This is a genomic window from Pseudomonas sp. 10-1B, assembly GCF_000935045.1.
In the GTDB taxonomy this organism is placed as follows: domain Bacteria; phylum Pseudomonadota; class Gammaproteobacteria; order Pseudomonadales; family Pseudomonadaceae; genus Aquipseudomonas.
Genome location: NZ_JYKS01000015.1, coordinates 296,378 through 317,262, shown reverse-complemented (window position 1 = coordinate 317,262; position 20,885 = coordinate 296,378). Strand labels below are relative to the sequence as shown.

Genomic DNA, 20,885 nt, shown 5'->3' with positions numbered 1-20,885 from the left:
GGTATGAGTTTCTCCCTGGCTGAGAATCCCGAGTTGATCCTTGGGGGCGCAGTTGTGTTGTGCTTGGTGTTTTTCGTGACCTTTAAATTTGTACGGAAGCGAAATGTGAATGTGAAGGCAGACAACGGCTCTGCTGCGGTTAACGGAAAAAATTCCGGCAATATCACGATTAATCATCGGAACGAGAAACCATAGTGAATCTAAGGGATATCTTTAATCGTCTGGCAGGGAAGCCTGGCTCCACCAACGTCGAAGCGAACAACTCCAGTGTTGCTATCAATGGGCCAAACAGTGCTCCGGTGATAATCAACGACGTTGAAACGATTACTGAGGCAGTTAGTAAGTCGAATGTGGCCCAATACGCAGCATTGGCACAAGGGGTCGCAGGGGAACTCCAGACGGAGTTTGATCGTCAAGTTGATCACTATCGTGAGCAAATGAACTCTGGGGCTGTCAAGCACGCTTTAGAGTCATTTGAAAAGCTTCTAGTTGATCAAAAAAATAATTTAGGCGATATTTTGCTGTTCCGAATCAAGGCGAATATTGCGCTTTGTCAGTATCAGTTAGGAAATTTCGCGAAGGCTCCAACACTTCTGCTCGAAGCTTGTACTTACGCACCAGAAGACAAGCGGGCAATTGCGTTCAAGGCTCTGGCCTATATCCTAAAGGAAGACTGTGATGCGGCTCTGGAATACGGATACGATAAAATTCTTGAGTACCCAGATAACGATATTTTAGCAGGATTTATTTTACAAGCTGTTCGTATAAAATATCAGAATGCAAGCGGTTTTGTAGATCCATTTGGGCAGTTCAGCGAGCGCCTTCGATTGAATCAAGGTGTTCGTATTGCGCATATCCACTTGTTGGCGTCGCAGCGAGTTGAAGGTTGGAGAGAGCTGGCTCAAGCGTTTTTTAAGGAATACCCAGATGATGCACAGGTCAAAAACCTGATCGCTATGGGTATCCTCCATCACTATGTGGATAATCGTCAAACTGCCAATGGCTTTACTTTCACCCAGGAAGAAGTGAATGAATTGACGACGGCTGCTGATTATATCTCCGCAGACTGGCAAGAATTTAAGGAAAGCGACAGAGTTGCGCATGCCAGCGACCTCCAGAATATTCAAAACCTACTGATTCTCTACAAGCTAACTAATAACGTAGATGCCCTGATAAAAGAGTGCTCGTACGTGTTGGCTGAACTGGCCGATGATCAGCAGATTGTTGAGACAACTGCTCAGAGCTTGATCGATCTTCAAGAGTCAGAGTTATTCGAGCAGGCTGTACAAAAAGTAGCTGATCCAGTTAATGCAAAAAAGCTCCAACTCCTAAATAAGCTGGCTAGGAAGGACTGGCAGAGCCTGAGCAACGTTCAAGACTATAGCTTTGAAAAGTTCGATGAGAAATTTTCAACTCATGCCCGAGTAGCGGTGTATATAGCAAGAGCTTCTGTCGGCCAGGCTCGTGGTAAAGATCAGTTGTCAAATCTTCTCACTAGCTGCGAGCTGGACAGCCGGGGGCGGTTGCTTCTGTTTGAGTTTTCTGCGGCCAGCAAAATTCCCTCAATCGCGAAGATGGCTCATGAGTATGGTTATGGTCGCGTGACAGAACGAACTGAGGACATTGAGTTTTTTCACTACATGAAGCTTGTACGCTTCCTCATGCTGTGGCGGGAGATTGTGACGCGTCTTGAGCCGCATCCTGCTGCCAGTGAAAGTTATGAGCTAAAACACATGCTCGCGTTGGGTTTCCTCAATGAGCACCCGATAAGAGCAGAGGCTGTCGCTTTTTTTGAAAAATATATTACCCCGAATCCGCGCGGGTTCGAGCTTCTGGCTGGCGTTTTTTACTACAAGCGTAATGATTTTGCGCGCGCCGTGCCTCTGGTTGAAAAATATCTAAGTGAAGGTGGAGAGGATTTATTCGCCTTTGTTGTGCTGTGTGATATTGCAAAATTAAGCCATGATATAGTTGCATTGAAAAAGCTTTTTGATACGTATGACGTTGATGCTTTAGATGGCGCCCCTGAGCAGCTAATGCATGTCGCGAGGCTGCGTGCGTCAATCGGGCAAGGAGAGAAGGCTCTAGCAGAAGCCTATCAATTGTGGGTCGACCATCCTGACTCCGCACCAGTTGCTCTGGGTTATTTTGGCACTTTCATCATGGTCGAGAAGGATGCCATTTTAGATGCCGTGACGGTTGTTGGTAACGGCTGCCACTACCGCCTTGTGCCGTCAGAGGGTAAGGCAATTGAGAAGACGGTTGAACCCGGCACTGAGGATCTTCTGGAGCTATCTCCAGAGAAGGTAGATTTTTACACTCAGCAGGTATGGGGGAAAGCCGTTGGCTACGAATTTACCCAGCAAAAGCTGCAAGGCGATATTGTATGGAGGCTCGAAGAGGTAAAGCACCCTTATCTCCACGCCTTCCACGATGTGTGCCAGACATACGAAACCCGGTTCCCGACGGCGGGCGGATTGTGGTCTCTACAGGTTGAAAATAACAATATCGACTCGCTGCTTGCTCTCATTCAGCGGCAAAACGAATGGGATGATGTGCTATTCGGTGAGATTCTTGAGAAGAGCATGCCTCTCGAAATTGCTTCGGGATTGAGCAAGAAGGGCATTTTTGATGTGTACGATCTTGTTCGATCTAGAAGTGGGATGATTAGCACCTGTGTAGGTACTAAAGAAGAACGACAAGATGCGATGCAGTTAATCGAGAGCTATCAGGGAAGATCAGCAATCCTAGATACTTATGCTGCGAAGGTTGTAGTTGAGCTTGGCATCCTGGATGCGCTTAAAGAGTTCTTCGGTAGTGTCATCGTTTCGCACAATACATTACAGGCATTGCAGATGATGTCTGTGGATAAAACGGATTTTCTTGGCGCCGTAGGGTCTGGCCATTCGAATTTGGTCCAGGTTGTCACCAAAATTCAAGAAGTTTGCGAGGTTGTTGAGCATAACTTTCCTATGAGCTTGGATGAGTTAACTGGCAAGCTAGTCGAAACGAACGCTGGGTCAATTTCTCCATATTTCATAGCCAAGGATCGAGGGGCTCTATTTATTTCAGAGGACTCCTATTCCAGAGGGTTTGCTGCGCACCTTTATAAAGTCACAGACGGAGTATGGCTTCAGGTCGTTATAAATGTGTTGGCGCAACGAGGGATAATCTCGCGAGACTTGTATGCCCGCGCTGTTCTGGGTATTGCGGAGCGTAAGCATCAATTCGTATCTGTCGGTCCGATCCTTTTGGATTACGTCTATCAGACTGATACGAGTACTGATCTTTCTCAGCTCTCAACCTTATGCGGTTTTATTGGAGGGCCTGGTGCAGAGCTGGAGAGTCACTATCAGTTGATCCTCCAGTTCGTATTGGCTCGGTGGGTGCTCGACTATAATCCTAGGTATGATCTGGCGGTTGAGAACATGCTGGCAATCAGTCATGGGGATGCATTTCCGTCTGCTAAGGCAATGAAAGCTACGGCGATGCTGCTAGACCGGCTGATCCTGATACCTGGTGGTAAGGGAAAACTGCTGGAACTCCGTGACCTTCCTGTGTTGAGGATTAGAAATTTCATCATTGGATGGTGGCAGGGACATTTCTACAAATGGTGATGGATGATAACTCCAACCAGATGGGCGACAGCCGGAAACCCTTTGCACGATTTGCCTAAGCGTCGTACGGTTACCAGCTTCGCTGAAAATGCCCAGCGGGGTTAAGCCTCCACCTCGTGCATGACGCACCTGGTCCGCATCCAGCCGCTGCTTGTTACCAGTCTGTCTGGGCTCGGGGCACAGGTAAACCCATCGCAGAAGTTGCCAAAATTTTTGGTATACACCGAGCAACCGTCTATCGCGCTTTAGCGGCTCCCCGTACGCGGTCTATTTAGGACGCCACGTTAGCCACCAGTTGCGATTTCGAATCAGTCAAACCTCTCAGAGTGGAAGGGTTTGCCGCCGTAAGTAATAACTAAAGCACTATGAGGCGCAGCACCATCTGGAAAGGTGTATGAGAACTGGCTGAGTGGCATAGAGGTTCCTGCTAAACACAAGCAAATCTTCTCGATGATGTCGGCAATGTTCGTGCCCTTAGCGTCGAGGGCGTTGAGCAATTCTGTATCATTCCAAGGCATAGCTATATTAGGCCTTGAGACTGAAGCTGCAAACGCATCGGAGTGCCACAGACATGCGGATCCTTCATTTGGAAAGCCTGGCGGCTGATCGAAGAATGGGAATTCTGAGTAAAACATCTCCCAGATGGCAGCATATCTTGAATGCGGTCGCTGCCTCGAAAGTTGCGAATGAAAGTGCGAGTCTCCTGATGACTTTTGGATGGAGTCCCATGCATTTCTTTGGGTTTTAAGGCGTGGCCACTTGGCTTCGAAAAGCCCAACTTTGAAATGGGTCTTGTTTTGTAGAATTATGCACCCATCTGCTCCGTATTTACGTTCAGAAGCTGGATTCAAAACTTGTATTTTTGCCGTCAAGTCTTCAATGTGTCTGGAATTTATCTCGCGACGAAACGCTCCAGTAAAGTTTGATGTGTAATCTGTTTCACTAACCACCTCTCCAATTATTAGGTCAGATCTAATCAATCTGTCAGCCCAGTGTGCGCACTCGACAATGGTTCTTATTATTTCGTGGGGGAAAAGCATTGATGTCCTTAATGGTGAGTGTTGTGTGTCGTGTTTACTGGCAGAAAACGGTCAGAAGCTGTGATTAGCGATGAGCGAATATTGACCGCTTCCTGTCAATCAAGAACCGCAGAAACAAGCTAAGTGCTTTGGAGAATAGTTCTCAAAAACGAGATTCAGCCAAGCCATTCCCCTAGGATTTGGTTTCGGTAAAAATCCGAGTGCAAGTCGTATTGAGGGTCAATGTTTTCGGAGTAAAGATATAGATGCTCTTTTTCCGAGAGATTGACGATATCTCCCAACCACATCACCACGCTGCCAGACGAGTTAATTCCATATGGAACCTGGACGTTATCCTTGGTAGTTATGAGGCCGGAGGTAGGTGTCGATCTTAGTAGGTCGCAGCTTCCACTGTACTCGAACTTGATCAGCACGTCTTGATTGAAATATACAGGAGTTAAGTATCCGTCCGAAGGTATATTCCTGATCAGTCCTGGTATAAAGAAATGTTCTACAAGAGAGTACTTAAAGTTTGTATCGCTTGCAATAGGGAGTTTTCTACGATTAAATCTTACAAACTGATTTATCGTGGTTTTTTCTTTGCCTTGGGATTTGGCATGGGTCACTTCTGTTTCAATTATATGGACGGCTGGAGCGGTAAAGAATACCTGTCCCGTAACTGAAGATTTTAGATAAGGAAGCTTATCCAAAACTACTTTCACGCTGTCATGCCGGAGTGTGAGTCTATCAAAACACAGGTGCAGTGGCTCGCCGGCATAACCAAAGTAGCTGTCATGTGCAATCAGCTGTTTAGTTTCCATCGTGTACTATCCTTGCCCATTTGATATCCGTACCAATTTATCTTCAGCATATCTGCGGCGCAATCATTTTAACATCATAGCCCTCTGCGTGGCGCTGATTTGTAGTCATTCTTGGCCGCACGAATGGCAGCAAGGGTCGTTAGCGGTCATGCGTGCCTTGTCAAAGCGCGTAATGCCTTCCTCGACAATCAGGCCTTGGTCATCCATGGGGACGACGATTGATTGCCCACCCGCCATGTAGATCGAAGTACCAGCATTGGAGGTGTTGCCATGCTCGACCCAAACCTTGTCATCTCGGTCTACCTGTAGCCTGATCAGCAGATCGAAACTGGCCGCCGTGCCATTGCAGACAACTATCTGTGACGGGTCGCAGAGGATACCTCGTTGCGCCAAGACGAAGCCTGCGATTGCTCTACGAAGAGGCAAATACTCAGCAGGATCATGGTTGCGTAGTACTCCCTCACGGCTGGAGCGCCAGTAACGGGAGAACAGACGAATCACAGATTTGAAAGGGAATTCGCGAGCATCGGTCTCGTGAGGCCAGAATGCCTTTAACTCCGACGAGCCTGGGACGGGAAAAGCATCCAGCGCTGCGCCGTAGCTGGAAAGTCTAGGATCGAAGTCGTTGTCGTCCAATGCCTCAATAGACTGGCGGAGTCGCAAATGTGGCAGTTGCATATTTACGAAGGTGCCGGCACGTTCACTTGAAGCGAGGTAACCATCGGCAAAGAGCTGATCGTAGGCGATACGTACGGTGTTAAGAGAGCATCCTAATTGCATCCGAAAGGATGCGGGTCGCAGGCATGCGTGCACCAGCCTGAAGCACGCCTTTGACAATCGTCTGGATCAGGACCTGGCAGAGACGCTTCTGCAACGCCGGTTCGTTGTTCTGGGTCCATTCGGCGAGTATGTGTGTTTCAAGTTTCATCGGCACGCATTCTTTTTTGAATTGTCTGCGATGCGTCGGGCTGCACCACAGCGAGTTCGCCCTCCAAGCAAAAAGACTGCCCATTCCCTGGGCCCATCGCCGCTGCCAACTCGACCGAATGAATATAACCCTTGTGGGCCCGGTGAAAAACCACATTGGACACTGGGCCCATTGGTTGATCACCTCCTGGGCCTTTTGGCGAAGACCATGTCGAGAGGCATTTAGAGCTGGTTGAGTGAGCTACTGATGAGCAGTTGGTAGCGAACCTGATCGAATATCCGATAAACAGCAGGACTCGCAGCTCGAACCCCTAGATCCAGTGCCAAATCGAGGGCTCCAAATGTGAGGCGATGTACGCCGCTTACGCTGGCGATCGCATCAAGGTTCATGAGACCCGCCGCGCTTTCGATCAAAGGCCAGATCGGTTTCTTGCATTCTGATGCGGCCTGCACTTGCGCTGCGATTTCAGCTTTAGGTAATAGCACCGCTGCAACTGCGTCATGTTTTGCGCAGAACTGGAGGTCTTCGGCGTGCATGGGATGCTCAGCGGCGTTGATGCGCACAACCACTGACGTTCTAGGATTCGCGTTGAGGAATACAGCCAAGTTCTCTCGTGCTTGTGCTTTGAGGTGTTCCTCGACGGCATCCTCGAAATCTACGATAATCACGTCAGCTCCGCTCCCCAGTGCTTTTACGAAGCGCTCTGGTCGGCTGCCCGGCACGAATAACGCAGGTCTAGATCTGCCGGAGAGAGAGGAGTGTCCATTGGCACTTCTGGGCAACGTTCCGATTGTCGCACCCAGTGATCAGTTGGTTTACGACTACTGATTGAGCGAACGTTTGAACGGCATGAGGTGCCGCTGAACGTGATCGCCGATATCGATTCTCTGCCACTCATGCTAAGCATCGCAGCGGGGTCCTCCGCTTGTACCATTCTTCCCGCCTTAGCTTTAGCGGGCTGGGACAATGATCGGCGACCGCCAATTCCCCGTATTACCGAGCCTGGTATGAGTCGCACCGCCAGTACTTGTTGGCCCACATCCACCCCTTTTAGCGCCTCGGCCGAAGCCATTCTCGCGCTGATCCCTGAAGTCGTGGAGGATCTGTGGCGCGCGGGGAAGTGGGAGGGGATTGATCTGGTTCGTACCAAGGACTGAAAGATCAGCCAAATTCTGATCGGGACGATGTAATCAACAACTGACCAGCAAATGCTAAAGCGAGGCATCTGATAATGTCGGGTGCAAGCTAGCGTGGCACGTTGTCACACATTGATTTTTCCTGCCATCGGGATCGGCTTCTTCGCTTCTTTATCGGGAAGGTGGAGCGCGGAAGCGCTTCACCTTCGCACCGGTAGTCAGTATTCCCAGAAGATTCGTTGAAGCTCTTTGCTGTCTTGAGTTTTCGTCATAGCGACCATAGCCAGGATCCGCGCCTTCTGCGGATTTAGGTCATGCGCCACCACCCAGTCGTATTTGTCGTCCGGCTGCTCTGCGTTGCGCAGCACGAAACCACCCTGGTTGACGTGGGACGAGCGAATGATCTGCACACCGTTCTTGTGCAGTTCTTGCAAGGCTGGCACGACCCGAGACGATACGGAGCCGTTGCCGGTGCCTGCATGGATAATCGCCTTAGCGCCGCTTTGAGCCAATGCTTTATACGCAGTGTCGCTCACGTTGCCGTAGCTGTAGGCGATGTCGACCTGGGGCAGTGCGCTGATCTGCTTGATGTCGAATTCTGAATTAGTGGTGTGGCGCTTGGCCGGCAGACGGAACCAGTAGGATTTACCTTCCACAACCATCCCCATCGGGCCCCAAGCGCTCTTGAACGCCTCGGTCTTGATGTTGACCGACTTGCTCACATCGCGGCCGGACTGAATTTCGTCGTTCATCGTAACCAGCACGCCCTTGCCGCGGGACTGCTTATCGCTGGCCACAGCCACGGCGTTGTACAGGTTAAGCATGCCGTCAGCGGACATGGCCGTACCTGGCCGCATTGAGCCAACCACGACGATCGGCTTGTCGGTCTTCTCCACCAGGTTGAGGAAGTAGGCGGTTTCCTCCAGGGTGTCGGTACCGTGGGTGATAACGATACCGTCGACGTCGCTGCTGTCGGCCAATTCAGAGACGCGCTTAGCAAGCTTCAACAAGTCATCATTCGTAATGCTCTCGGATGCAATTTGCATCACCTGCTCGCCACGAACGTTGGCGAGGTCAGCTAGCTCCGGGACACCGGCAATGAGTTTTTCGACGCCAAGCTTAGCGGCCTGGTAAGTAGCACTGTTAGCAGCACTTGCGCCGGCACCTGCAATGGTACCGCCGGTGGCGAGGATGACAACGTTGGCCAGTTTCTGCTGAGTTTCAGCCTCTTTAGCGGAAGCCGCGGTTGGCAGGATAAGCAGGAGCGCCAATGCGCTGGGTGCGAAGGTTTTCAAAGCAGCATTCATTGTTTTGTCTCTCTTCCTGATGAGATTGGTAGCTGTATTGCGCCAACCACGAAGCAGATTCCATACCAGTGCCTGCCTTGCGCTACAGAATTGTAGACGACCCTATTTTGCGGGCTTTCCCGGGGGGCCGAGATAGGACGGAGTCCTCAGGTCATCCGGAACGTCGAACGTTCGGCTGGGTTCATGTTCGGTTTCCCGAGGCAGCCTGCATATGGGAGACCTGATGACCCGTCACCCGTACATGAGCTGCTTCTGGGAGGTAAGGCAGGCGAACCTAGAAATCGAAAAAGAAGGATGATCATCGAGAACACCTAATGTGAAGCGATACCCTCCAGCTACTGCGAGAGGCTTGGTTCATATTTCCAGGGTCAGAGAGGGTGCAGCAGAATAGTAAAACGACTAACATGACGTTCTACTCATCAGGAAGAGCAGTTTCGATGTCTAGACTTGCAGAGTTTCGTAAGCTTGAGCGTAATTTGGCCGCCCAGCTCGCAGAGCTGGAAAGTATGAAAAACGATGTTGGGCTTAAAAAAGAGATGGAGTTTGAGAAAAAACTCCGTGGCTTGCTTGAAAGCTATGGCTACAGCTTGCGCGACGTCATCAACATTCTGGATCCTCAAGCTTCTCACCGAACGCCTGCTGTAGCAGCGTCTAAGGTAACTCAACGCAAGCCGCGGGAGGTTAAGATCTACAAGAATCCTCACAAGTGAGCTGATCGAGACCAAAGGTGGCAACCATCGCCTCCTCAAGCAGTGGAAGCAAGAGCACAGCGCTCATGTTGTTGAGTCTTGGCTAACTCGCTGATCCCGCGTCAGTGCAATATTGGCCTTGGCATTCAAACCAAGGCTGCCGCACTTACTCTCCGAGCGGCCTTGGCTAAATTACGCGAAGCGGGTCCATCAAGGAGAGCCTCGCGAGGGCTTAGTCGCGATATTCATTGCGATCAATAATTTCGAACTATTCTAGCTTCTCATCGGTGTCATGTGGGCAGACGCCAAGGGGTCTGGATATGTAGTATTGGGTCATATTCTGACTGATGTGATTCATGTGTTGTCTAATAGACATATCGGTCTCAGGAAAATTAAATCGCCCGGATGCCGACATGGCCATAAATTTTTATGGCTTCAGTATACCAAGCATTTATGTCTTGCCCCATGAGTCATTCCCCGCACTTCGTTGAGAGTTATGTGTATCTTCGCGTTTCATGCAGCTACAGATGGATTGGGGTGTCAAGTTATATTTTGCGGGTGCAATTTTAGTTCGGGCGCATTGTGATTGTCATGCAGCGGAAGAAGTGCCCTGAAGATATAATAGTAAGCTAAAATTGCAGAGATGGTAAGTGACATAAACTCAAGCATTAATTGGGCCGATTTCTTTTGTCTGGATAATATTTTTTTTGGCGCTGAAGTCTTGCGATTTTAGATTGAAGGCTTAAGCTTGGAGGACAAAAATCGCTCAGGGGAATCGCCATGATGACGCGATCCGCAGTCGTGGTGCAGAATGTACAACCTTTTTCCAAGGAGCAGTGCGATAGGTTGCTATTGCACTTCAAAGATACGAGTGATTTGATGGGGCCCGCCTTGGTGGCTCTCTTGTCTGACGGGTATCGCTAAAATCAGATAGTGTGGGCCAGTGTTTCAGCAGAAAGGGACCAAGACGGCTATTTCGCCGAAGTTGTCAAGTCGCGCAATGCGGCCCCCTCCCTGTACATCTACAATTGGCTAAGAGATTGGATTAAGTTTGCTAACCTCAATCCTGGAGACTTGCTATTTTATAGTAAGCGTTCGAAAAATAAGCCTATGACTGCAATTATGCTCAGGGAATTAGTGAGAAATTGGCTCTGTATCATGGGATGTGAAGCGGAAGCGGATATGGGGTAGTGTCTCGATTTCGGCAGAAAGTAGCCGCAATGCCCCGAAACCGTATTGGTGGCTGACCAATCTGCCCAGTGTGGGGGTTTAGTGTACTGAGTTGTACTCACTATGCCCTCCAATCGAAGGCTGAAAGGGACGGAGCGTGTCGGCCACTGTTCCGCGCCGATGTGCTCAGCGAAAACCCTATTTTCGTTAGGGGAGACCCGCCCCCGCCCCTGATTCTGGTCGGGGGCTAGTGACACTTGGCCTCAACGATATTAAATTGCCATCCTTGATTGGATCCAGGGATGAGTCATGGAGCAAGCCAATTTCCAGGTTGATGCGCGCTTAGCCACACTGCTAGGGCAGGGGTATTCATCAACAGAAAAGGCTCTGAAAGAGCTGGTAGATAATGCGTGGGACGCCGATGCTGAAGAGGTCGTCATCGTCCTTCCAGAGCCCTTGAGCGATCACCCCATAGTCGTAAGTGATAACGGCAATGGCATGACAGTGATCGAGCTGAAATCTCAGTACATGAAGATCGCCTCCGACTCACGCCTGCGGCGAGGCGAGCGCACTCTCGGAAAGCAGAGGCTCATCAAAGGCAGGAAAGGCATCGGTAAATTCGCCGGGCTGATGGCTGCATCAGTCATGACCTTGACCACCAGTGCCCGTGGCCAGTCCGCTTCATTTACCCTGAGCGTCGATAGTCTCCAGCAAGCAGCTGACATCGAACACCTTCCAATCGAACTGAGTATTTCCAACTGCGAGGAAGGTGTGCACGGCACATCGATCCAGCTCACGCATCTCAGGCAAGGACTCAGCTACCCAAACCCGGTACAGCTCCGACAAGAGCTGATCAAGGAGTATGGCCGGCAGTCTGGCTTCGCCATCATCATCAATGGAAAGCCGCTAGGGATTGATGATCTCGAAGGGACTTATAAGGAAGAAACCGAGTCGCTGCCATCAGCAGGCGATGTAGCGCTACGTTTTTCCATCAGCAACAAAAAGACGGGTTTACGAGAGCCAGGCATTACGCTGCTCGTTGATGGCAAGGCCGTCGGCAAACCCGGCTTTTTTGGGCTGGAGGGGTGCGACGACGTGCCTCCGAAGCTGCTGCGTAAGCTGTATGGAGAGATCAGGGCTGATGGCTTGAAAGAGTACATCACGGCTGGCTGGGATTCAGTGATCGAGAACAGCGAGAGTTACCAGCGGGTCGCTGAATACGTCCAGCAGACGGTAAAAGAGGCGCTTCATCAATCTCATGCTCAGGAGATGCAGCTCGCACACGCCAGGTTGAAGAAGGCGCTGAACTTGAGCATGTCAAAGCTCCCTGAGCACAAGCGTCAGTTTGCCGAGCAGGCCATCAAGAAGGTCCTGGACAAGTACTACGACGAGCCGGAGCACAAGGTAGAGGCGATCGCATTCGTGGTGCTTCAGGCCATTGAGCGCTCCGACTACGCGGCCGTCATCGAACACCTTGCTGATGCGAAGAAGGCAGATGTGGCCGCGGTTGCTGAGGCGTTGGAGCAGTTCGGCCTAGCGGACATGGCAATTCTGGTGGAGCAGGCAAAAGCTCGATTCGCTTTCTTGGACTGGTTAGAAAGTCTAGTGGAAAACAAGGCCTGCCTTGAGGCTACGATTCACCGCGCTATCGAGAAGGCACTCTGGGTCTTTGGTGCTGAGTATACTGCATTCAGCTCAAACGAAGGGCTCAAAAAACAAGTTGAAGAATACTTAGGCGAGAAGTATCAAGGAATGTCTGGCTCTGATCGTCCAGATCTTCTCCTGAATGAGAATTTGCATGGTGAGTTTCTACTCATAGAGTTTAAGAGACCATCTCATGCACTGAATCATAATGATTACCAGCAAGCTACAAAGTACCGGCATGAATTTGCAAAATACACATCAAAGCCGATAATTGTCCTGATGATCGGTGGCCGACGATCTACTGATTTCCCTATGCAATATATCGAGCCAAATGTGAGGCTTCTCTTGTTTTCAGATATTATTGCGACGGCACGCCGTCAATTGAAATGGCAATTAGAAAAGGTCTAGCGCTGAGTTTCGGCACTAAACTAGTCCAGCACGCTCATGAAGCACGCCGAGATGCCGCACTCCAGATACTGAGTGCGGCGGCTTCTTGATTTTTATGAGTTACTGCAAGTCAACCATTCCCTCGTCATGAAAACGCTCAGCCTGTTGGACAAGAGCGACATCATTGACGAGTTCATCACAGCGTCCGAACCTTCGGTAGAACCTGTTGAGGTTGCAAGTGTAGATCGTGTATCCGCCTTTTTCTGTCAGATCCACGTAGAGCCTTTCGAATCGTCCAATGTGCTCGCCATAGGTATCGAGGTGTGGGTGCACGATGCGAAACAGTTGTGGGTTCTCTGGGTAGTTGACCCGCGGCGCTCTCAATACTGGGTCGACAAGCGCTTCATGGTTCGATTTGTACTCGTTGCAATCTGCGCACACCACACACAGGTTTTTAGGCTCAAACATGAATGTCAGATGCTGGGACTTCGGCACGATGTGTTCGATTGGAGATCCTGCGGCTGAGCGGGTACAAACAGGTCCTTGGCAGTAAGCACACACCAAGCGCTGCACGTTCCTGTAGTGCTCTCGTATCTCTCGCCTCACGGGTTGAAGGTCATCATCCCCCCAGCTGGTGTGCGAGAAATCAGCAGAGCGCTTTTTCGCCTCAATCAGGTCGAGGGCCACCTCACTTAGCACCACGGGATTATTGATCATTGGCATAGCTTTCACACAGCATGGCCACGGAGCGGATCAGCTCTTTGACTGGATCTTTGCTTTCAAGCTGCTCGTTGAATTTGAGCAGCCTTTTCAGGTCATCACGGGATGAGCGATCTAGCGTCTTGCTATGCTTCACCTTCGCTAGCAGGTTGAAGGCCAGGCGGGAGATGTACTCGTTCATGATGCCAGGAGCATCGAAAAGCTCCGCCAGCTGGAAATCGGCTGATTTGTCATGGAAATCGGCAGCGTCGTAAAGCTCACCTCTAGATAAAGAGGCGATGTAGCAGCCGTCACCACGAAGCCTCGCGATGATTTGCGGAGAATGGGTAGCGATGACGAATTGGCAGCCCCAGTACCCATAGAATGAAGCTGTCAGCAGCTCCATAAATTCCTCTTGCCATCGAGGGTGCAGACTGATTTCCGGTTCATCAATAAGAATGAGAGAATCGTCGCAGATGTGACCTGCAATGCCGAGAATTAGCACTAACAAGCACTGCTCCCCCGAACTGGCCTTTTTCAGCGACAGCTGGCCGAAACCCTTCTTCATCAAAACCAGATCCATTAGCCGAATCAGCCCTACATCTAGCAATATAAGAATGGCTTTGATGATAGTGTTGCTGGCAGCGTAGCCATCAATCATTAATGTCGATTGAGTGAAGTCAGCTTTAAGCTCAACAGCCCGTCTCCTATCAAGTACTTTGTTGAGCTTGGTCATCGCAGCTAGGACCTCTATCCGGCGACCCAACGGCAGATTTTCTAGAAGCTCAAAGTAGCGCTCGTCGACTTGAATACCATGTTCACGCTCAAGTCTGCGCAGCTCAATAGCGAGACTGCTTCCTTCTACCAGCGATATGTGGTAGTCCTTTTGGGCCGATTTCAGATAACCAGGCTTTAAGATAAAGTCCGCTACTGGTTCAAAATTGAGAGCGTCGAAAACGCAATAAAGACCATGGCTTCCATTTGGGTTGGATAGCCTTTCGAGCAAGCCTTTAGCCGCGGAGGAAATAAGCGAAACCGAGGATGAAGATTGGTACATGCTGTCCGAGCGCATACCAACATACCGGTAAGATCCGGTCATGGTTAGGCTTTTACGCCTCTGACTCGGAAATTTATCGAAAGGACTTGTCGAGATGGCGATAATTTTCTGGAAGCACCCTATATAATTACCAGTCGTTATCAAATCCGCGAGTAGCCGACTCTTACCAATGCCATTTTTCCCGACAATTACTGTATAGCAATTCTTAATGTTGGGCTTGAGTGTTTCGGGCGTTAGCTTCACTTGCCTGCCGTCGAAATGGACATCTATAAGTCTTTTTATCATTACTGCTCCTTGTATACCTGTGTCTCAGATAGCTCTTTAGTCTATGGCCGACCCGATCGATGCGGAGCGCGTTCACGGCCCGCTCATGGCAATGATCCCTTCTTCGAGGGCCAAATCTCACCGTTGCTGGCCACATAGTGGCATATGCATCTTCAGCCTCACAGACCCACCTTCGTACTGACGTCGTTGGCGCTTTGCTCCCTGGAGGTTTATCTATACCTCTTACATGCAACCACGGCAGAGCGTCAGCCTTCTAGAAGGCATGACGGGGTCGAATGTGGGGCAGCATCTCGCCATGTCGCATCAAATCAAGCAGCGCCGAGCCAGCCGAGAGAAAGATCCCATGAGGCTTGATCGAAATTTTTTTAAGTTTTTTTCACTGCGCAAATTGCTAAGTGTTATTGACACAGTGACGGAATTCAAATTAAAGAAAATTATCTAACAGTGATTTTCTCCTGATAAATCTAGGGCTTAGCGTTTTGTCATGGTTTATGTAATTGACCTTGTAAAAAATTCGGAAACGGTGTGACAGTTTTTGGCGCTGTAACGAACTCGATCTTGATTGGCAGGTACTAGACATTCGCAGACGGACATGATTTTATTTTTGGCGATGAAGTTCTAGTCGAGTAGAAAATGGCAGCGGTTAAATTTATCAATTGCAAGCCAGCAGAGATATACGTTCATGGCGGAGAAGTAATTGAAATCCCTCACCAATCAAGTAGGGCCGAAAAAACGGTAGATATTGTTATCAGAGGATTTCCGCAGCTCTATTGGTCTAATGGTACGCCATGGGAGGTAGGGAATTTTTGGCTAGCAACCTTTGCCTTACAGGTTATGCATGGTGGATTAAGCTTAGACGCACTGGTGAGCCGAGCTTACGCTTTAAGGCATTATATGGCCTTCCTAGAGAGGGTGCGGATGACATGGTTCTGGTTTCCACTGGTCAATAAAGATAAGCGCTGTCTTTTTCACTATTATCATGACTTGCAAGGGCAGTTAAAACGAGGGGAGATCTCCTACCGGTCTGCAAAGTCGAGAGGTAAAACTGCGGTCAATTTTTATAAGGCAGTATTGGACTATCGTTTGCTGTCCATGAATAATGATATGTTTGGTGAGCTGAGTCTTTCTGAGAAGGTTGCTAATCTCGCTGGTTTGGAGCGCACCATTGCTGTTAGCAAAGAGCAGCTAAAGCTCAGAGGCGCAAAAGACATTATCCAGCGGGTTGAAGATGGGTTGGTACCCTTGGATTACGATGTTCAAGATCTTATTCTCGACATTGCATTCGAGAACTGCTCGCCGGAAGTATATCTGATGCTCGTTCTTGGGTTTTATACAGGCATGAGGGTCGGAACTATTTGCGACCTGAAGCTGCTCACCCTCAAATATGCGCGGCCCGCTGGCAATGGAAGCTTTTATTACCTATCTGTCGGGCCGTCTGTAGGCTATGCACCAGTCGCTACAAAATTCGGAGTGAACGGAGATATTTCAATTCCTGCTCACGTCTACGATTTACTCTACTCCTATGTGAGGTCAGCTAGGAGGCTTAAGCGGGCAGCGCGCGCGAACAAAGAAGATGGGCAGTTAGTCTTTTTGAACAAGAATGGTCGTTCTTATTGCCGCAAAGGTCGCGGGAGTAGCAGTTCAGTAAACTCCGAAGTTATGAATATTCGTAATATCGCTAGGCAACGTGGGATTCAGCTCAGTTTCAAGTTTCACCAGACCAGGGCAACCTTTGGCACCAATTTCGTGATGGAGAATCTTGACAGGCCGGGTGTAACTCTCAAAGCAGTGATAGGGATGCTTAAAGATATGCTACTCCATACAAGTGAAAGGTCGACCATGACTTATATTAAGTATGTCCAGAATCACACGGCCAAGGAAAAGTGGGCTAATGAATTCTATCAGCGATGTAAAGAGTTGCAGAAAAAATGGTAGCGCGTTCAAAATCTGAGCATCAACTTGGTTTCGAGCATTGTGATCTAGAGGGGACTACTCCACTCACGAGTTTGCGATATCTTCTTTATTTCGGTGGCGCGGGCACTAACCAGCGCGCTGTTATCCGTAAGCTTGAGTCTGGCCAACTTGGAGCGCCGCGCATCCAGAGGCAGCACCTCGTAAGCATGTTTCATTCGTATTTTGAACGAAGGTTCCAAACGTGCACTCGCACCAGTATTTTTGGTGAGGTTTTCTCGCTAAGGAAACTCTACACAGAATACGACAAGCTCGACATGGATCTGACTTCTGATAATGTTGGCGTTTGCTATGAGGCTTATAGCCGTAACCTGTGGGGCCAAGTGCTGAAGGGCGCATGCTCAATGTCAGCGGAAACGGCCTATAGTCAGGATGCTGATATTCGGTACATAATTCAGGGTGCGTTGGAATTACCTGAAGGATTGCTTAGAACTGCGTTCAGTTATTCTGAACTAAAGCGCCGTGGTTTGGCGGGGCGTATGAAGGTCGACAAGAGCGACCTAAATGATAGCTTTGAGTTTGGGGCCGACGTTTTAAACGTAATTGACGCATTTAGTCTTGAAGCTTGTTTGGGTGAGCTGCCTATAAAAATCCGGCACTCTGATGGAACGATTCATGAATACTGGGGGAACTTACGGGCTCCAGATCTGTTATTGCAAGATGGTGAGCGCTCGGCTGAGAGTATTAGAAAATATCATTTGGCTCGCGAAAGGTTGCGACTTAGTGGTGACGTCAAAACCAGAGCGTCAGTCCTGAATATTCGGGTGCATGCTGAGTTTAACTTGTTCATTGCGCAAACCGGCATGAACGTATCTCCTGCTTACGATTTGCCCCTGGAAGACTACCGCTGCACTACTTGGAAAGGCGGGTATCGTGTAACTGCATTTAAGCCTCGCCGGGGGAGTAAAGTGGAGTTCATGATTTTTTCGGAGTACAGAACTCACTTTGAAAGGTATTTGCGTTTTTTGAAGGAGGCGTATCCCGAAGGCTGTGACTATCTGTTTCCATTTCTCGTGAAGGGTGAAAAGCGAGCGATGAAGTACAGGCAATCCATATTCGCGAGCCTTCTAATCGACGGTGGTAGGAAACCCATTACCCTCCAGTCACTGCGGGAGAAACGCGTAAATTGGATGCTGCGTGAAACTCACGACCCCGAAATGGTTGCGGACGCTGCTCAGCACACTGTCGGAACGATGGTGCGGAACTACTCGAAGCCAAATCATCACATTGCTGCCTACGAGTTTTCTTCACTTTTCGCAAAACGTAAGGCCGCTCGTGCCGCGATTCTTGAGGGCGAATGCGTCCCCAGTAACCCCACGCCGCGTAAAGGAAGCGCCGTCACGCCAGACTGTATCAACCCGACGGGCTGCCTTTTTTGTGAACACTATCAAGGTGTCCAGTCATTCGATTATATCTGGTCCATGGCAACTTTCCGCTATCTCAAATACTCGGAATATCAGCTCATCCCTCTTTCGAAAGATGTTGATGGCTCTCCTCAGCAATCAATTACAGAGCGGCTTGATCAAATTATGGACGATTTTGCAGGCCTAAGCGATGAGTGCCAGGCTTGGCGTGAAGAAGCCGATCTTAGGATAGCTGAGCGCGATTTTCATGAAAACTATAGGGCATTAATTGAGGTGAGATTCAATGGCTAGACCTATGGGCTCAAATGTCACGATGGAAGATCCACCGCTGAATGATTCAAATCGCGAGCTTGCTAAATTTCCACCCGCTGATGATTTTCCCGTATGCATTGATCGGAATGGGAATGTGCTGTCTCGGTTTGGGGATGTCAATTGGACTATGGATGTTTGGGTTGGAAAAATTACCACGTTTAATTTTGGTCCGTCAGATCTTCGAAGGGTTTCACCGTGGTTGTCTAGTGGTGATGCTTACTATTTCAAGCTCGTCTTGATTTTGCTTATGTGGGTTATTCCGGCTAGTATCAGCCCCTCAACATTGGTATCCCAATACGGTAGGTTGCGAAGGCTCTTAAAATTTTGTTCTGATTATCAGATATCCGTAGCGGATTTGCATCGGTTTCCTCATTTGGTCTCGGCGTTCATTGATGAAGTTGGGCCTTTAGGTGGTCATTATGTGACAATGCTTAGAGGTGTCTATGATCATCAACAAGCTTTGGGATTCAAGATATTGACTCTCGAACAGATTTCGCAGCTTTTTTGGGCGGGGAAAAGCAGGAATTCGGTCCAGACTCCTTATATTCCGTCCCGTATTCATGATCTTCACTTGCTTCGTTCGTTTGAGATGCTGGACGACTACAGTTCGTTGGCATCTTCGTTTGAAGGGCTATTCGACTGCCTTTGGCTTGGCTATGTGGAAAATAACGGTGATCCGCGCACTTGGTCTGGAAAATTGATAAGGCCAACCGACCCTAGAAATAAATTTTTCTTGGGTTCGTTTGACTGTCTTGCTGAAACCTTTGGTGTAAAAGCTACGCTGGTGAAGTGGATGTCTCGTCGGCCAAGTAACTCGGTTAAAATTGATTTATCAAGTCTGTCATCGTTTTTTAATTCTCTTTGTTTGGTTGGGGCGACCTGTATAGCCAGCTTGAGTGGGATGCGAAAGAATGAAATCAATGATCTTAGGATCGACTGCTATGAAGCAAAACTCACCGATCGGGGAATGGTTTATTTTATCAGCGGGGAAACGACAAAGACTATTAAGGATGATGATGCCCGCTGGGTGACTTGCGAGGATGTCGCTAAAGCTATCACTGCTATGAGTTCTATCGCTAAGTTGAGGATGAAGATAGCTGTAGCAATGGGAATAGATCATGCACCAGATGAGGTTTCTAATCCTTATTTGGTGTCCAGAAGCTATGAGCCCTGGTCGAAAGATTTCCGAGGAATTAGTTCAGTTCCTACGTTTATCCGCAAAGCTATAGGTGCCTCTGAGCTTCACAGGCAATGCCCTATTTTGTTTTTGCCAAATGATCTGGTCATTAGCGATGAGGATTTCAGGGAGGCTGTCTCTGTCAATCCTGATTTAAATGTTAAGAGATTTGCAGTTGGTAAACGATGGTCATTCGCTTTCCACCAGTACCGAAGAACTCTGATGGTTAATGCCTCTCTTTCCGAGGTGGTGTCGCCGCAATCCATGCAGTACCAGGCCAAGCATCTTTATCTTAGTATGGCGATGTATTACGGTCGCAATTATTCAGGACTCGCTTTCAACGCGTTGGCCAAGGAGGAATATATTGAGGCTGCTTACGAGACCATGGCACGTAAAGCAGCTAAACTGAAGAGTCCTACTTTCGTTTCGTTGATCAGTCCGCTACATAAGCAACGAGCTATTAGCTTCATGGAGGGAAAAACCCTGAAGCAACTGGCTCAAATGGGGCGAAGCGGTGAAATGGTTGTTAAGGAAACGCTTTTGGGCGTCTGCCTAAACACCGAGCACTGTGAGTACGGGAGCGCAGACTACGTCCTGGCTTGTGATCAGTGTCCGTCTGGGCTTGCGTCCAAGGAAAATTTGCCGTTGATTACCAAGCTTGATAGTTGGCTGGAGGATCAGCTTGAAGAGGCTCCGGGGGATAGCCCTAGAAAAGATGCGCTGAAGGCACAGCGTGAGTTTACTCAGCGCTTGATTAATGTTGTATTGGTTGAGGATGGCACATGAAAGATAATGCTGAGTTCGAATATCGGAAGGCCTTCAGGCGTATTGTCGAGGGTAAAGCATTGCGTGTTGGTAAAATGGCGCCTCCTAATTTGGCGAACATTGCTAGGGAGGCGGGCAAGGATCCCTCTGCTCTTAAGAAGTCTCGTTATCCTATATTCATCTCCGAGGTTGAGTCATTCAATAATAATGTAAACTCGGCGGGGGAGAGGATTGACCGTTCGCTTAGCACTCAGTTGAAAGCTGCAAGAAGCGAAAATAAAAAGCTGCGAGAGTCTTATGAGCAGTTAACTATCGAGCGTGACGAGAGCCATTCTAGGGTACTCAACTTACAGCTGGCACTGGTCGAAATGAGTTTCGGGGTTGATGGTGTGGAGAAGCCCTCTAGCATCGCAAATTTTGATCTGTATGCGCGACAGAAGCTCATGAGAAACATAGGCAAGGATAAATTCTGAGATGTCGCTACTCGGGTAGTTTTTGTGGCAATGGCCATTGCGGGGCTTTGAAGAAAAACGTAGT

The 20,885-nt window shown here is 49.1% G+C and carries 16 protein-coding genes and 1 pseudogene; 9 read left to right on the top strand and 8 right to left on the bottom strand.

The window, feature by feature from the left end; translation table 11 throughout:
* Window positions 1-194 precede the first annotated feature (194 nt).
* Together TZ03_RS11525 and TZ03_RS31975 are read left to right on the top strand one after the other, a co-directional pair.
* Window positions 195-3,617 (top strand): hypothetical protein, encoded by a 3,423-nt coding sequence (locus TZ03_RS11525; RefSeq protein ID WP_051097719.1) that lies wholly within the window; start codon window positions 195-197, stop codon window positions 3,615-3,617.
* Between the two features lie 116 nt (window positions 3,618-3,733).
* Complete coding sequence (locus TZ03_RS31975; RefSeq protein ID WP_152645421.1) at window positions 3,734-3,892, top strand: helix-turn-helix domain-containing protein; 159 nt, start codon at window positions 3,734-3,736, stop codon at window positions 3,890-3,892.
* Between the two features lie 33 nt (window positions 3,893-3,925).
* On the opposite strand, the gene TZ03_RS30075 is transcribed toward TZ03_RS31975, so the two are convergent.
* From TZ03_RS30075 to TZ03_RS11510, 5 genes are all read right to left on the bottom strand, one after another.
* Entirely contained in the window at window positions 3,926-4,657 is a 732-nt protein-coding gene (locus tag TZ03_RS30075; protein ID WP_152645420.1) for a hypothetical protein, read from the bottom strand.
* A 155-nt stretch (window positions 4,658-4,812) separates the two neighbouring features.
* On the bottom strand, window positions 4,813-5,457 hold the full coding sequence (locus tag TZ03_RS11520; protein WP_051097718.1) for a hypothetical protein: 645 nt from the start codon (window positions 5,455-5,457) through the stop codon (window positions 4,813-4,815).
* A gap of 105 nt (window positions 5,458-5,562) precedes the next feature.
* Window positions 5,563-6,093 carry a hypothetical protein gene (locus TZ03_RS11515; RefSeq protein WP_051097717.1) on the bottom strand — a complete coding sequence of 177 codons (531 nt, stop codon included), beginning with the start codon at window positions 6,091-6,093 and terminating at the stop codon, window positions 5,563-5,565.
* A 121-nt stretch (window positions 6,094-6,214) separates the two neighbouring features.
* A complete protein-coding gene (locus TZ03_RS31095) occupies window positions 6,215-6,385 on the bottom strand; it encodes a hypothetical protein (protein ID WP_160297741.1) in 171 nt (56 codons plus the stop codon).
* Between the two features lie 221 nt (window positions 6,386-6,606).
* Window positions 6,607-7,107 carry an HpcH/HpaI aldolase/citrate lyase family protein gene (locus TZ03_RS11510; protein WP_321163306.1) on the bottom strand — a complete coding sequence of 167 codons (501 nt, stop codon included), beginning with the start codon at window positions 7,105-7,107 and terminating at the stop codon, window positions 6,607-6,609.
* A 102-nt stretch (window positions 7,108-7,209) separates the two neighbouring features.
* Here TZ03_RS11510 and TZ03_RS31970 point away from each other — a divergent pair, with 102 nt between their 5' ends.
* On the top strand, window positions 7,210-7,542 hold the full coding sequence (locus TZ03_RS31970) for a hypothetical protein (protein WP_152645431.1): 333 nt from the start codon (window positions 7,210-7,212) through the stop codon (window positions 7,540-7,542).
* 197 nt (window positions 7,543-7,739) lie between these two features.
* Here the strand turns inward: TZ03_RS31970 and TZ03_RS11505 are convergent, their stop codons facing one another.
* Window positions 7,740-8,828: an asparaginase gene (locus tag TZ03_RS11505; protein WP_051097716.1), complete on the bottom strand. Its 1,089-nt coding sequence runs from the start codon at window positions 8,826-8,828 to the stop codon at window positions 7,740-7,742.
* Between the two features lie 437 nt (window positions 8,829-9,265).
* Here TZ03_RS11505 and TZ03_RS11500 point away from each other — a divergent pair.
* Together TZ03_RS11500 and TZ03_RS11495 are read left to right on the top strand one after the other, a co-directional pair.
* Window positions 9,266-9,632 (top strand): annotated as a pseudogene (locus tag TZ03_RS11500) (histone-like nucleoid-structuring protein, MvaT/MvaU family).
* A gap of 1,364 nt (window positions 9,633-10,996) precedes the next feature.
* Window positions 10,997-12,739, top strand: a complete 1,743-nt coding sequence (locus TZ03_RS11495; RefSeq protein WP_051097715.1) for an ATP-binding protein — start codon at window positions 10,997-10,999, stop codon at window positions 12,737-12,739.
* A gap of 99 nt (window positions 12,740-12,838) precedes the next feature.
* Here the strand turns inward: TZ03_RS11495 and TZ03_RS28665 are convergent, their stop codons facing one another.
* Window positions 12,839-13,435 (bottom strand): HNH endonuclease, encoded by a 597-nt coding sequence (locus tag TZ03_RS28665; protein WP_236692811.1) that lies wholly within the window; start codon window positions 13,433-13,435, stop codon window positions 12,839-12,841.
* Window positions 13,425-14,759, bottom strand: a complete 1,335-nt coding sequence (locus TZ03_RS31505; protein ID WP_236692810.1) for an AAA family ATPase — start codon at window positions 14,757-14,759, stop codon at window positions 13,425-13,427. Before TZ03_RS31505 ends, TZ03_RS28665 begins: the two co-directional genes overlap by 11 nt.
* Before the next feature lie 633 nt (window positions 14,760-15,392).
* Here TZ03_RS31505 and TZ03_RS11475 point away from each other — a divergent pair.
* The 4 genes from TZ03_RS11475 (at window position 15,393) to TZ03_RS11460 (ending at window position 20,821) form a co-directional block, all read left to right on the top strand.
* Complete coding sequence (locus TZ03_RS11475; protein ID WP_082056607.1) at window positions 15,393-16,694, top strand: site-specific integrase; 1,302 nt, start codon at window positions 15,393-15,395, stop codon at window positions 16,692-16,694.
* A 185-nt stretch (window positions 16,695-16,879) separates the two neighbouring features.
* A complete protein-coding gene (locus TZ03_RS11470; protein ID WP_152645419.1) occupies window positions 16,880-18,385 on the top strand; it encodes a hypothetical protein in 1,506 nt (501 codons plus the stop codon).
* Window positions 18,378-20,369 (top strand): hypothetical protein, encoded by a 1,992-nt coding sequence (locus TZ03_RS30065; protein WP_152645418.1) that lies wholly within the window; start codon window positions 18,378-18,380, stop codon window positions 20,367-20,369. Before TZ03_RS11470 ends, TZ03_RS30065 begins: the two co-directional genes overlap by 8 nt.
* Window positions 20,366-20,821 carry a hypothetical protein gene (locus TZ03_RS11460; protein WP_051097709.1) on the top strand — a complete coding sequence of 152 codons (456 nt, stop codon included), beginning with the start codon at window positions 20,366-20,368 and terminating at the stop codon, window positions 20,819-20,821. The genes TZ03_RS30065 and TZ03_RS11460 overlap by 4 nt, the downstream gene beginning before the upstream one ends.
* The last annotated feature ends 64 nt before the right edge of the window (window positions 20,822-20,885 follow it).